This window comes from Natronococcus sp. CG52 (assembly GCF_023913515.1).
Lineage (GTDB): Archaea > Halobacteriota > Halobacteria > Halobacteriales > Natrialbaceae > Natronococcus > Natronococcus zhouii.
In genome coordinates this window covers 3,694,945-3,708,868 of sequence record NZ_CP099391.1, presented here as the reverse complement: position 1 = coordinate 3,708,868, position 13,924 = coordinate 3,694,945, and the positions used below count along the sequence as shown (strand labels likewise).

The window sequence follows — 13,924 nt, the reverse complement described above, 5'->3', positions numbered from 1 at the left end:
TAGTTGATTCTCGCCCCGCTTCGAACGGTGGGCTCGAGAACGGCGTCGACGAACGACGGTGGTCAATTAGTGACCGTTTCGTCGTGATGGCCGAGCGTCCCTAACACGACCCTCGAGTCTTCGCTCGATCCGTCGACGCCCGCATCGACTGCGTACAGGCTCCCGTCGGCACTCCCGACGTATAGGGTGCCCTCCGCTACCGTCGGCGACGATTGCATAATGCCGTTCGGCTCGGTGAACGCCCACTCTTGCTCGCCCGTCTCCGCGCTCACCGCGTATACGGTTCCGTCCCACGACCCGACGTAGACGATTCCACCGGCCACCGTCGGCGACGAATTCACGCCCGCGGACGGCTCGGTGAACGCCCACTCTCGTTCGCCCGTCTCTGCATCCACCGCGTACAACGTGGTATCCGCAGACCCGACGTAGACGGTCCCCGCCGAGACCGTCGGCGAAGAACGTACCGTATCGGACGGGTCAGTGAATTCCCACTCCCGCTCCCCAGTCTCTGCATCCACCGCGTACACCGTCTCGTCCCACGATCCGACGTAGACGGTCCCTTCCGCCACCGTCGGCGAAGACTCTACTTCTCCGGACGGTTCGGTGAACGCCCACTCCCGTTCGCCCGTCTCTGCATCCACCGCGTATAGGGTTCCGTCCCACGACCCGACGTAGACGATCCCATCGGCCACCGTCGGCGACGAGTGCAGTCCTTCGGACGGCCCGGTAAATTCCCACTCCGACTCGCCGGTCTCCGCGCCCACCGCGTATACGGTTCCGTCCCACGACCCGACGTAGACGATTCCACCGGCCGCCGTCGTCGAACGTATTTCACCGGACGAGTCGGTGAACTCCCACTCCGACTCGCCGGTCTCCGCGTCCACCGCGTACACCGTCTCGTCCCACGATCCGACGTAGACGGTCCCGTCAGCTACTGCCGGCGACACGGTTACTCGCCACGACGGCTCGGTGAACGCCCACTCTTCCTCGCCCGTTTCCGCGTCCACCGCGTACAACGCGTCACTGTGGTCGAACCCGAGGTAAACGGTTCCGTCCACTACCGTCGGCGAGGAGAATTCCACGAGTGATCGATTGAACTCCCACTTCAACTCACCGGGCTCGGTGTCGTCAGACGAGAGACTCCCACACCCGGCGATCGAGACGAACCCGCTTCCGGCGACCGTCTGGAGTACGCGACGCCGACTCACTCTTCCAGTGTGATTCGTGTTCATGGCGTACAATTTCTCTAACGCGAATAAGTACCGTTCAGTTAAAACGTGTCGGTAGTATTATCGTAACGCCGACTCGTATCGTTCTTCTCGAGTAGGTGACGTCGGCCCTCGGTTCGAGAAATCCGACCGATATTCGTGTCGCATTCGCGCCCTCCGTTCAGCAGATTCCACCCGCAATGCCGAAGCGCCTTCGAGAGTAGCGTGCTGAATACGGAGATTCTGTACGGCACGGCCACTCCCTTCGTTTCGATCTGCGAATCCCGAACTGGCGGAAGAGAACGTACTGAACGACGACCGAACTACGACAGCCGTTTTCGAGGCCAGCCAGCTTCGATGCTCGCACCGAAGACGATTCCGAGCGCAATACCGATAGCCAACTCGTTCATCGCGACACCGATAGCGACGCCGAGAGCGAGCCCGGTCGACATCCCCGCACCAGTGCCGTGCCGGGATTCTTCCTCTTCGTTCGCGGAAACCATCGACCGCTACTTCGATGTATGCAGAGATAATACTGCCGTCGGTATCCGATGAGCCGTATCTCACCCTGAGCCGAGACCGCCGAACGCCGTGAGCGCTGGCCGGTTCCGACATCCGATTCAACTAAGTAGTCCCTCGCAAAATTCGCCACCATGAACACGCTTCTCCTGGATAGCGACGACGTCGACGAGCACGCGCGGATGGCGGACGTCATCGGCGCGGTCGAGGACGCCTTCGGCGCCTACGAGCGCGGCGACGCCCAGATGCCGGCCAAGTCCTACATCGACCTCCCGCAGTACAACGGCGACTTCCGGTCGATGCCCGCCTACCTCGACGCGGGCGAGTGGGATGCCGCGGGCGTCAAGTGGGTCAACGTCCACCCCGACAATCCGACGGACCACGACCTGCCGACGGTCCTGGGGACGATGATCTACTCCGATCCCGAGACGGCGCGCCCGCTCGCCATCCTGGACGGGACGGCGCTGACGATGAAGCGCACCGGCGCCGCGGCGGCCGTCGCCACCGACTACCTCGCCGTCGAGGACGCCACGACGTTCGGCGTCATCGGCGCAGGGGTCCAGTCGTACACCCAGCTCGACGCGATCAGCACGGTTCGCCCGATCGAAGAGGTCGTCGTCGCCGACAAGGACGAGGATCGCGTCCAGCGGTTCGTCGACGCCTACGGCGACGAGTTCGACGTCCGCGCCGGCTCGATCTCCGAGGCCGGCCACTGCGACGTCCTCTCGACGGTGACGCCCGTCAGGGATCCGATCGTCGACCTCGAGGACGTCGGCGAGCACACCCACATTAACGCGATCGGCGCCGACGCGGAAGGGAAACACGAGCTGTCGGACGACCTCCTGCTCGAGTCGACGATCGTTATCGACGACCACAAGCAGTGCACCCACTCGGGGGAGGTCAACGTCCCGTACCACGAGGGAACGCTCTCGGACGACGACATCTACGGCGAGATCGGCGAACTCGTCGTCGGGGAGAAATCGGGCCGCACCGAGGACACCGGCGTCACGGTCTTCGACTCGACCGGCCTCGCGATCCAGGACGTCGCGGCGGCGCACGTCGTCTACGAGAACGCTCGAGCGAACGAGTCCGGCTACGACTTCGGCCTGATCCACACCGACCGATAAGCGCGCCGGTCGTCGGTCGAGAACTGCGATCCGAACCCGATTTTCGAAAAATTCAGCGATCGACTAGTCGTCGCTCCCGACGGCGTCGCGACGGTCGGCGTCGCTTCCGAACGCGGTCTCGCGCAGGTCGGCCTCGATCTCCTCGAGCGACCGTCCCTTCGTCTCGGGAACGAGGTGGTAACAGAAGACGAGCGCGAGCAGGGTCAGCGCGCCGTACAGCCAGAACGTCCCCGACTGACCGAAGACGTCGACGAGCCTGAGGAAGGTTAGCGAGACGATCAGGTTCGCAGCCCAGTTGAGCACGGTGACGACGCCCATCGCCGTTCCTCGGACCTCCATCGGGTAGATCTCGGCGATCATCAGCCAGAACACCGGCCCGAGACCGATCGCGAAGAAGGCGACGTACAGCATCAGGCTCCCGGTCGCGAGCAAGCCGAGTCCGCCGGACAGTCCGGGAAGGTAGAACACGGCTCCGAGGACGGCGAGCATGACCGTCATCCCCCCCAGTCCCGTGAGCAACAGCGGACGGCGGCCGGTACGATCGATCAGCAGAACCGCAACGACGGTCATCACGACGTTGACGACGCCGATACCGACGGTCGCGAGGATCGAGGCGGTATCCTCGAAGCCGGTCGACTCGAGGATCGTCGGCGCGTAGTACATCACCGTGTTGATACCGGTGACTTGCTGGAACACCGCCAGACCGATACCGACGACGAGCATCGGGCGCACCCACGGCTGGAGCAGATCCCGGAGCGTTCCGGACTCGGTCCGGATGGTTTCTTTGATCTCGCGAAGTTCGGCGGCAACCTGTCCCTCGGTACGAGTCCTGGATAGCACGTCCCGAGCGTCCGCCTCACGACCCTGCTCGTAGAGCCACCGGGGACTTTCGGGCATGAACAGCATTCCGACGAACAGGACGGTTGCGGGGACCATGCCCAGACCGAGCATCCACCGCCACTCGCCGCCGCTCGAGAACGCGTAGTTCACGAGATAGGCGATGAGGATCCCGCTCGTGATAGTCAGCTGGTTCAGCGAAACGAGCGATCCCCGTATCTTCGGCGGCGAGATCTCGGAAATGTACAGCGGACCGACGACCGAGGCGAACCCGACCCCGATCCCGTCGACGATTCGTCCGAGGATCAACACCTCGACGGTCGGCGCGATCGCCATAATCAACGACCCGACGAAGAAGACGACGGCGCCGACCAGAATGAGCCGTCGTCGACCGAGCCGATCGGCGAGGCGTCCACCGAGTGCCGCACCGATAATTGCGCCGATCATCGCGCCACTGACGATGACGCCTTCGACGTACGCAGGGTTCATCGAGTAGCCGAGGATCGTCGCCAGTTCGAACGTCTCCCGAATGTAGAGCATCGCACCGGAGATGACGCCGGTGTCGAACCCGAACAGTAACCCGTTGAGCGCGGCCAGCGCCGCGACCACGTAGACGAACGAGTTCCGTTCATCAGATTTGTGGCTTGTGTTTTCTGTTGTCATACAGGGTAGCGATGAAGAGTTCTTTCGAATCTCAGTAAACAAATCTGCCGGTTTTGTGACTATATAATTAAAAATACGGAAGTAAAATGGTAGTCTATTATGTACGCGTGGTGCTTATTATCAATTTCTAACCAGTATCCCTCTACGACGGGTTTGCGATTCCAGTTCGAACGAGTGAGATCCCGAGCCGACGTCCGGTACCGACTGGAGTTCAGCCGTCGGGCAGTCGACGGAGGATCGACCCCGTCATCGAAAGCTGGTCGCAGTAGTGGATGACCGGTTCGTCCGTCGGCGACGGCAGTCCGTTGACGGCGAGCATCGTGTTCTCGTGGATCGTCACGTCGGCCGGCTGGAGCGGCCACGGGTCGTGTGCGATTTCGCCGGCCAGCACGCCGCCGTTCGACGGGGCGTAGAACCGCCGTCGCTCGGTAAGCCAGTACGCGAGCGTGTCCGGCTCGGCGGTAAAGACGTCGCCGTCGGGACGGTACCTCGCGATAAACCGGGCCGGATTACTCGCCTCGGTTCCTCGACGCTCGCTCGAGAAGACGACCTGCCGCTCGGAGCTACTGACGTTCATTCGCGCGGAGTAGACGGGAAGGCGGGTCGCCCGACCGACCGTTTCGGCGATCATCGGGTTCCCGACGTCGATACTAAAGAAAAAGAGGGCGGGATCTCCCCGGTACCGAACGTAGGTCCGGACGTTGAGTTCGGCGAACGCCGTCCTCGTGATCGACGGCGTGCCGCGAAGTCCGGCGTTCGTGAGCACGAACGGCAGGACGCTGAGCCAGGCGTGGCCGTCTCGCGTCTCGAGGGTCAACCGGTCGGGAACGCGGGGACGAACGTCGTCGGGGTCGACGGGCCAGTGGACGAACAGTCCGTCCCGCCAGGTCATCGCGGCGACGTGCGGTGCCTTCGGACTCGGTACTCCTGAGTCCGGCCATTTCGAGGGATCCGTGCGGGATCGTACGTTCATCGTCCTCCTCGCGGAGCGAAGCCGCTGTGTCCTCCGACACGACGAGCGGGCGCATAAAATGGCTCCCTGACCGGTACTACGGCCGATCGCGACCGAGATGTCAGTCGTCGATCTCGATCGCCGGTCGGCCGGGTTCGGCGTTCTTGAGGACGCTCTCGTCGGCCTCGTCCGCGCGGACGACGCGGACGGGCGCCTCGAACTCGCGCTCGATCAGCCAGGCGGCGGACTCGAGCGCGTCGTACTCTTCGTCGGGCGCGAGCGTCATCGACAGCGCCTCGCGTTCGGCCTGCAGATCCTGGCCGTAGTCGGCCGCGGCGTCGCCCTGCTCGCGGATGTGTGACTCCTGCATGAGTTCGCCGATCAGGTTGCCGGCGTCGCTCTCGATCGCCAGTTCGAGCGCGTCGTACTTCCACTCGGGCGCGACGACGACGTCGATTTGCTCGGGATCCTCGATCCCGGCGACGTCGACGATCTGGCGGACGTCCTCGCGCGTGTTCTCGACCAGCTGACGGCGCTTCCGGACGCGGTCACGGTCGACTTCGGCGGTCGGCCAGTCGGCGTCGACGACGAACTCGTCGTTACCCAGTTCGGCGTACAGCTCCTCGGCCAGGTGCGGAGCGACGGGGGCCAGCAGTCGGACGACGGCGGACAGTCCGCGCTCGTAGGTCTCGGCGTGGGGTTCGGCGTAGTCCTCGTACTGGCGCAGGGTCCGAACCAGGTCCTGCGTCTGGCGCAGCGCCCGGTTGAACGTCAGATCGTCGTACTTCTCGCTCGCGATGGCGATCGTCGCGTCGATCTCGTTTGCGACATAGCTCGCGATTGCGTCGTCGTCACCGCCAGGCTCGGTCTCGGCAGCGGTCTCGACCATCCCCTTCAGCCGGTTCAGGAAGGCGTATGTCGAGCGGACGCCCTCCTCGCTCCAGTCGAAGTCCCGTTCGGGCTGGGCGGCCTGCATCATGAACAGGCGGGCGGTGTCCGCGCCGTACTCCTCGACGATTCGCTGCGGGGAGACGACGTTGCCCTTCGACTTGGACATCTTCTCGCCCTCGAGCTGGACCATCCCCTGGGCGAGCAGGTTCGTGAACGGCTCGCGATGCTCCAGGCCCTCGTTGTCGGCCAGCACCTTCGTGAAGAACCTCGAATAGAGCAGGTGCATCACGGCGTGCTCGATCCCGCCGACGTACTGGTCGACGGGCATCCAGTCGTTTGCTTGCTCGAGATCGAACGGGGCGTCCGCGAGGTCGGGCGAGACGTACCGCAGGAAGTACCACGAGGAGTCGACGAAGGTGTCCATCGTGTCGGTCTCCCGAACCGCATCCGCACCGCAGTCCGGACACGTCGTCTGTTTCCACTCCTCGGCGGCGTCCAGCGGGTTCCCAGTGGTGTTGATGAACTCGGGCAGTTCGACCGGCAGCTCCTCGTCGGGGACCATCACGGGCCCGCAGTCGTCGCAGTGGACGACCGGGATCGGCGTCCCCCAGTAGCGCTGGCGGGAGATCCCCCAGTCGCGCAGTTGGTACTGCGTCGCCTCCTCGGCGCTCTCGATCTCGGCCGTCAGCCGCTCGCGGGCCGTCTCGCTCTCGAGGCCGGAGTACTCGCCCGAGTTCACGAGCACGCCGTCGTCGGTGAATGCTTCCTCGCCGACGTCCGGAGCGTCGGGAACCGTCTCGCCGTCCCAGTCGTCCGGCTCGGGGGCGATGACCGGAACGATCTCCTCGTCCATCTTCGTCGCGAAGGCGTGGTCGCGCTCGTCGTGACCCGGAACGGCCATCAGCGCGCCCGTGCCGACGTCCGAGAGGACGAAGTCGGCGACGTAGACCGGGATCTCCTCGCCGGTGACGGGGTTCGTCGCGGTCAGTTCGGTCTCGACGCCGTTCGGCTCGTCCCCCTCGCGGTCGGCCTCGTGGTGGACGAACTGGTGAATCTCGTCGTCTTCCTCCGCCAGCTTCTCGCTGATCGGGTGGTCCGGTGCGAGCGCGAAGAAGGTCGCGCCGTGGATGGTGTCGACGCGGGTTGTGAACGCCTCGACGCTGCCGTAGCCGTCAATTGGGAACTCGAGTTCGGTGCCGTACTGCCGGCCGATCCAGTTGCGCTGCATCTGGCGCACCGAGTTCGGCCACCCCTCGAGGCCGTCGATACCCTCGAGCAGTTCGTCGGCGTACTCGGTGATCCGCAGGAACCACTGATCGAGTTCGCGCTGCTCGACGGGGGTGTCACAGCGCCAACAGAGTTCCGCCTCGCCTTCGACCTGCTCGTCGGCCAGGACGGTTTCGCACTCGGGACACCAGTTCACTTCGGCGTCGCGGCGTTCGACCAATCCCTCCTCGTGGAACCGCGTGAACAGCCACTGGTTCCACCGGTAGTACTCGGGGGTGCAGGTCGCGATCTCGCGGTCCCAGTCGTAGCCAAAGCCCATCGACTCCATCTGGTCGCGCATGGTTTCGATGCAGTCGAACGTCCAGTCTCGAGGGTTGGTGTCGCGTTCCTTGGCCGCGTTCTCCGCGGGGAGGCCGAACGCGTCCCAGCCCATCGGGTGGAGAACCTCGTCGCCGCGAAGCCGTCGGTAGCGCGCGTACGCGTCCGTGATCGTGTAGTTCCGGACGTGGCCCATGTGAAGTTTGCCCGACGGATACGGGTACATCCCGAGGACGTACGTCGGATCGTCGACGTCGTCGGGCGTTCGGTAAACGTCCGCCTCGTCCCACGCCTCTTGCCAGCGTCGTTCGACCGCCGCGTGGTCGTATCCCGCGTCGCTCATTTGCTTATATACGCTTGGTGCCGAGGCCGTCCTATAGCTTTCCATACAACGGTTGGTCGATACGTACTGTCGCCGGCCCGCGAGGCGAAAACGGGGCGGGCTGGATTCCAGGACGCCGCGATAGCCTCGACAGAAGGCGGCCGCGCACGAACTCACGCCGGTTTCCGCGGTCGTCGTTCACTCGATATCGATCTCTCTCGAGTCCTCGCCGCCCGAAACCTTCGGTAGTCGAACCGTGAGAACGCCGTTCTCGTAGCCCGCCGACACCGACTCCTCCTCGACCGGATCGGGCAGGCGAATTCGTCGATTCACCGACTTTCGGGTTCGCTCGCGACGGAGGTATCGTCCCGCCTCGTCCGTCGTCTCCACTTCCGTCTCGTCGGCACGGCGGGCCTCGAGACGCAACGTCCCATCCGCGAGCGTCAGGTCGATGTCTTCGGTGTCGTAGCCGGGAAGGTCGGCCGTGACGACGTACTCCTCGCCCGTATCGGCGACGTCGACCGGTACCGAGTTCGGAACCTGAAGCCCGCCGCCGGTCATCCCCTCTTCGACCTGCTGGCTGACGCGGTCGAGCATCTCTTCGATCTCGTCGAACGGGTTTCGTCGCATACCTCGACGTAGGAGGTGGACGGGGATAAATTCTGCTCGAAGCGAAACAACAGAACGCTCGTCTCGCCGTCAGCGGCTTCCAGCGCTGAAAGGGGCCGCGCGAACAGGTGACTCGACTCCTCGCTCGTGTCTCTCTTCTCCATTCCCCGAGGAGGCGCGGCCCGTATCGTCGTGTCTGGCCATTTCACACGCGATACGCTACCAGTCGATCACCGGACTTGCTATCGTCCAGCGACAGACGCACGTTTCATCTCTGCCGTTATAAAAAGTGTGCTTGGTATACCCAACCACCCATTACGCCCATCGCAGTCGATCGGCCGGAGACTCCAGAAACGGTTCCGCGAACAGTCGGCCGCCCGGCTACTCCGGAAGCGTCACGCGGTCGTCCTCGAGCGCGTCGAGCAACACTTGGCGCGCGTGGCCGTCGGGGTCGACGTTCTCGTACGCCGCCTTGACCTCGCCGTCGCCGAGGAAGAACGTCGTCCGGGCGGCAGCCCCGTCTCGGACGTCGACGTCGAACGCCGACGCGAGGTCGCCGTCGGGATCCGCGAGCAGGTCGAACTCGAGGTCCTCCGCGTCGCAGAACGACTGGTGGGAGCCGACGTCGTCGGTCGAGACGCCGTAGACGGAGACGCCGGCGTCGTGGTACGTCTCGAGTTCGCGCTGGAACTGGTTCGCTTCGACCGTACAGCCGGGGGTCTCGTCCCGGGGGTAGAAGTACAGTACCGTCGGCTCCTCGAACTCGAGAGTCACCTCCTCGCCGTCCTGGTTGCGCGCGGTTACGGTCGGCGTGTCGTCGCCTGCGGTGAGTGCCATACTCCTGATAGCGCGGCGATGCGAAAAAACGGTTTGCACGCGATCGTCGCGACCCCCGGTAGAACGGTGCTCGAAGACGGCAAGAGTGCGGGCGCGCGATTGGGATCTGTGGAACACAGTGTCGACGCCGAACTCGAGGGAGCGTCTACGAGAGGTCGGCGTCGCGGAATCGAAGATACCCGACCGCGAGCGGCAGGACGGTCCACAGTACGAGCACTCCTATCAGGAACAACGGTTCGTGAACGAGGGTCTCCGTCGTCCCGGCTGGTGCTTGTCCCGTCTGCGCCGCGGAGACCCCCTCTTCCGTCACGGTAATCGAGATATGGCTCGCTTCAGGGAGCACCACGTTCCCACTCGTACGCAGCGCGGTGAGAGGATTGAGGTGATCGAGCACCGCGACCCACGTCGGCGGATCCGCTCCCGGAACGTCCCGATTGATGGCGTAATAGGCCCCGTCGACGACGTACGACCAGAGCATCGTCGCAAAGATGTACCCGCCGACGACGATGCTGATGGCACGGCCCCTGGTGCCGACGACGGCCGAAATTCCGATCGCGATCGAAACGATGGCCGCTGCCGACAGGAGGACGAACAGGACGTACGTTACGATCGGAACGATCGGCGGAACGCCGAGCGTCGCGACGATGACACCGATGGCTGCCAGGAACCCGCTCAGGAGTGCGACCGAGAGCACGGCGAACCGTCCGATAAACTTCCCGACCACGACGTCGAGCCGGGAGTGGGGAAGCCCGAGGAGGAATTTGACGTTCCCCGTCTCGCGTTCGCCGACGATCGCCTGGTAGCCGACGATCAATCCGACGATCGGAAGCACGACCTCGGTCGCGGGACCTTCGAGGAAGTGCGTGGCGAGCTCGGGGTCCGGATTCTCGATCACCGTAACCACGAGGAACTGTGCCAGGACCGTGAATCCCAGAAAAATCGCGGTCGCTGCCCACAGCGCTCTCGATCGAACGGCGTCGGCGACGTCTTTGCGCGCGATGTCGATCGCCGTCATCGTTTGGCCTCCGCGACCTGATCGTCGAACAGCGACTCGAGCGACGGCTCCTCGGCGGTGAAGTCCTCGACCGTTGCATACTCCTCGACCGTCCGCAGGATTTCGGCCTTCGCGGAAGCGGTCGACAGCGACACCGTGATGGTAGGAGTAGAACCCGCTGAAATCCCTTCCATAGCGGTACACGCGGTGACGGCGTCGATCGACTCGAGGGCAGTCACGAGCTCCGACGAAAGGGCATCGACCTCGATGTCGAGCTCGACCGCGGGACCGGTATCCGATTTGAGCACCTCGATGTCGCCGCTCGTTCGGAGCCGCCCGTCGACGAGGATGCCGATGCGGTCGCAAACCGCCTCGACCTGCTCGAGGATGTGGCTCGAAAAGAAAACCGCAGCACCGCGGTCGCGTTCCTCGAGGACGATCTCCCTGAGCAACTGAATCCCTGCTGGATCGAGCCCGCTCGACGGTTCGTCGAGAACGAGCAGGTCGGGCTCGCCGACCAGCGTTACCGCGATCTTCAGTCGCTGTTTCATCCCGGTCGAGTACTCGCCCACCGGCCGTCGGGCCGCGTCGGGTTCGAGTCCGACGCGGCCGACCAGTGCGTCAGGGTCGTCGTCCGCCTCCATCGCGTCGATGGCGAACTGGAGGTGCTTTCGCCCGCTCAGTCGATCGTACAGCTGGCACGACTCCGGTAGGACGCCGACGCGGCGTTTGGTCGCAACCGGTTCCTCGTGGACGTCTTTCCCGAAGACTCGAGCGGTCCCCTCGGTCGGGTAGATGTACGACAGCAGCATTCCGATCGTCGTCGACTTGCCGGCTCCGTTCGGACCCAGAAATCCGTACACCTCTCCGCCGTTCACCGTGAGATTTAGCTCCGAAACCGCCGTGTGAGATCCGTACCGCTTCGTCAGGTCGGTCGTTCGTATTGCAGCCATCTCGTGATTGCTAGCTTACCTATCCTATATAAATATGAAAACAACTTCTATTTGACACCGGACGTTTTCAGACTAATTTCGTCATACGTAACGTACACGGCAGCTGACACGGCTACCAGAGTAAGGAGAACGAACGGCGATCCGGTAACGGCGGTCCAGTCGGCGCCGAACAGGTGACTCGAGTCGGTATACTCGTACGTTATTACTGCTTCACTCGCCCGTTCGTCGAACGGTCTGATCGAGAGAACGTCGGCGTGAAACACCGCGTTCCACATCGCGTGAAGAGCGACGGCGTTCCAGACGGTTTCCGTATAGTATGTGACGAGAGCGTACAGCAGGCCTGCAGACGCCGCGATGAGCACGTAGAGTTCCGAGGCGCCCGTCCCTTCGACCTTCGCGTTGTGTAATACCCCGAACAGCACCGAAGTCAGGACGATGGCCTTCGGCCATCCCCACCGATACCCGACGAACGAGAGCATGTATCCTCGAAACACCAGTTCCTCCGTGATCGCCGCGAGCAGCCCCAACAGAATCGCACTAAGCAGGATCGTCGAGAGGGTCTGCAGGCCGTCGTACTGTACCGTTATCGTTCCGGGTAGCAGTACGACGGCCCCGGTGGCGACACTCGCCGCAAGGACGATTCCGAAGCACACCCATCGAAGCGTCGATCTGTCGGGCATCTCGATGAACACTGCGCCGTACGGGATACTGAGGAACCTCGGAAGAGACAGGTAGAGCAGGAGTGCCGCTGGGATACCGACGAGCGCTCCTTCTGCCTCCGGCAGCAGCCACGGTATCGACAGGTATCGATTCGATGCGATGTGCGAACCGACCAGTATGAGCAACGCAGCACCGAGGAGCGTGAGTAGGATGATTCCGGCCTTCCACTCGTCTATCGATCGTACCGCTTCTTCGTTCTCGCAGTCCGTAACCATTGACGTATCTTCTAACTGAAGTCTTCGGATGAACGTTCCTTTCCGAACAGGATCGGTTTCGCGTCCGAAAGCGGATTGTTTGTGGGCTATACTCCTGCTGTCCGTCCGTTTAGAACGGACCGATGTCGATACTGAGGGTTGCGCTTATAGTGTCGCCATCGTAACTGGCTTCGATATACTGTAGCATGGGTTGGTAGCACCCAACCTCGGATTGCTCGTATCCATATATAAACTTACGAACTATCAAACGAATTAGGTACCGGGATATCGCATTATAGTACCAACTGGAACGATGTACACACCGATCGCACGACGGCTGTGCGATCGGATGTGCATTGACTTCCAGTGGCTACTATAGGTGTCCGAAGGACTTCTGCGCCCGATCTCTATCCGTAATACAGCGGTTCGATCGTCAATAGTCGTCTCGAGCGCTGTACCGGCGCGGAATTATATGTATCATAGCGAGGCACAGGGACCGGTGTATGATCGGAAGCGAAGAAGTAGAACGAGAGACGAACCCGCATTCGATCGTCTCCATCGAGGACCTCGTCAAGTCGTACGGCGGGCGAGAAGAGACGGTTCGCGCTATCGACGGCGTAAGTCTAACCGTCGAAGCCGGACGCATCGTCGGTCTGCTCGGCCCGAACGGCGCCGGAAAGACGACGCTCATCAAATCGATACTCGGTCTCATCACTCCGACGAGCGGCTCGATTTCGGTCGGTGGCGTCGACGTCGTCGAAAACCCGAATCGCGCTCACGCGAAGATGGCTGCGGTGTTAGAAGGAGCGCGGAGCACCTACTGGCGGTTGACGATACGCGAAAATCTCGAGTTCTTCGGCCGGTTGAACGGCGAGGTTGGTACCGAAGAGCGCAAACGGGATCATCAGTTCCTCGAGCGGTTGAACTTGACCGAAAAGATGGACGACGTGGTAAACGATCTTTCTCGAGGCGAGAAACAGCGAGTCTCGCTGGCCACGGCAATGGCACAAGATATCGACGTTCTGTTCCTGGACGAGCCGACGCTCGGACTCGACGTCGAGGGGTCGTTCGAATTGCAGCAGACGCTCACCGAACTAGCGGCTCAGCGGGGCGTAACGATTCTCGTTTCGAGTCACGACCTGGGTATGATCGAGTCCGTCTGCGATCGCGGCATCGTCCTCGACGACGGCGAAATCGTGGCCGACGACGCTATCGAGAATCTACTCGACGTGCTCCAGACGAGGGTGTACGAACTGATCGTTGAGGGACGCGTCGCGGCCTCGACCCGGAACGAAATCGAACGAGCGTACGACGTCGTCTCCTGGGTCGAACACCGAGGCTGTACGAAACTGACCGTCGCCGTTTCGAACGCAAATCGCGTTCACGGCTTGACGGGTGTACTCGTACGGAGCGGTCTGCAAATCAGGTCGATACGAATGGACGATACGGATTTCGAGACCGTTTTCGCGTCTCTCGTGTACGATCGACCGCACGTCGACGAATCCCGTGCGGCGCGGGGTGAACGATGATACGAGGTGGGGGAGGGAGAGTGT

At 62.8% G+C, this 13,924-nt stretch carries 12 protein-coding genes; 2 read left to right on the top strand and 10 right to left on the bottom strand.

Annotation, left to right across the window (positions count from 1 at the left end; genetic code table 11):
- Positions 1 to 62: 62 nt before the first annotated feature.
- Together NED97_RS18610 and NED97_RS18605 are read right to left on the bottom strand one after the other, a co-directional pair.
- Positions 63 to 1,232: an outer membrane protein assembly factor BamB family protein gene (locus NED97_RS18610; protein WP_252488501.1), complete on the bottom strand. Its 1,170-nt coding sequence runs from the start codon at positions 1,230 to 1,232 to the stop codon at positions 63 to 65.
- A gap of 299 nt (positions 1,233 to 1,531) precedes the next feature.
- Positions 1,532 to 1,711, bottom strand: coding sequence for a hypothetical protein (locus NED97_RS18605; protein WP_252488500.1), 180 nt, complete (start codon positions 1,709 to 1,711; stop codon positions 1,532 to 1,534).
- 150 nt (positions 1,712 to 1,861) lie between these two features.
- Between NED97_RS18605 and NED97_RS18600 the strand changes: the two genes are divergently transcribed.
- Complete coding sequence (locus tag NED97_RS18600; protein WP_252488499.1) at positions 1,862 to 2,854, top strand: ornithine cyclodeaminase family protein; 993 nt, start codon at positions 1,862 to 1,864, stop codon at positions 2,852 to 2,854.
- 63 nt (positions 2,855 to 2,917) lie between these two features.
- Here the strand turns inward: NED97_RS18600 and NED97_RS18595 are convergent, their stop codons facing one another.
- The 8 genes from NED97_RS18595 to NED97_RS18560 form a co-directional block, all read right to left on the bottom strand.
- The gene (locus tag NED97_RS18595) at positions 2,918 to 4,354 is read right to left on the bottom strand and encodes a sugar porter family MFS transporter (RefSeq protein WP_252488498.1); all 1,437 of its coding nucleotides are present in this window, start codon (positions 4,352 to 4,354) and stop codon (positions 2,918 to 2,920) included.
- Between the two features lie 211 nt (positions 4,355 to 4,565).
- A complete protein-coding gene (locus tag NED97_RS18590; protein WP_252488497.1) occupies positions 4,566 to 5,327 on the bottom strand; it encodes a YqjF family protein in 762 nt (253 codons plus the stop codon).
- Between the two features lie 100 nt (positions 5,328 to 5,427).
- Positions 5,428 to 8,085, bottom strand: a complete 2,658-nt coding sequence (gene leuS / locus NED97_RS18585) for a leucine--tRNA ligase (protein WP_252488496.1) — start codon at positions 8,083 to 8,085, stop codon at positions 5,428 to 5,430.
- 177 nt (positions 8,086 to 8,262) lie between these two features.
- A complete protein-coding gene (locus NED97_RS18580; RefSeq protein WP_252488495.1) occupies positions 8,263 to 8,694 on the bottom strand; it encodes an Hsp20/alpha crystallin family protein in 432 nt (143 codons plus the stop codon).
- Between the two features lie 360 nt (positions 8,695 to 9,054).
- Positions 9,055 to 9,510, bottom strand: a complete 456-nt coding sequence (locus NED97_RS18575) for a peroxiredoxin (RefSeq protein WP_252488494.1) — start codon at positions 9,508 to 9,510, stop codon at positions 9,055 to 9,057.
- Between the two features lie 145 nt (positions 9,511 to 9,655).
- The gene (locus NED97_RS18570) at positions 9,656 to 10,525 is read right to left on the bottom strand and encodes an ABC transporter permease (protein WP_252488493.1); all 870 of its coding nucleotides are present in this window, start codon (positions 10,523 to 10,525) and stop codon (positions 9,656 to 9,658) included.
- Positions 10,522 to 11,457, bottom strand: a complete 936-nt coding sequence (locus NED97_RS18565; RefSeq protein WP_252488492.1) for an ABC transporter ATP-binding protein — start codon at positions 11,455 to 11,457, stop codon at positions 10,522 to 10,524. Before NED97_RS18565 ends, NED97_RS18570 begins: the two co-directional genes overlap by 4 nt.
- 47 nt (positions 11,458 to 11,504) lie before the next feature.
- Positions 11,505 to 12,392, bottom strand: coding sequence for a CPBP family intramembrane glutamic endopeptidase (locus NED97_RS18560; protein ID WP_252488491.1), 888 nt, complete (start codon positions 12,390 to 12,392; stop codon positions 11,505 to 11,507).
- 482 nt (positions 12,393 to 12,874) lie between these two features.
- On the opposite strand from NED97_RS18560, the gene NED97_RS18555 reads away from it, so the two are divergent.
- Positions 12,875 to 13,900: an ABC transporter ATP-binding protein gene (locus tag NED97_RS18555; RefSeq protein WP_252488490.1), complete on the top strand. Its 1,026-nt coding sequence runs from the start codon at positions 12,875 to 12,877 to the stop codon at positions 13,898 to 13,900.
- Positions 13,901 to 13,924: the final 24 nt, after the last annotated feature.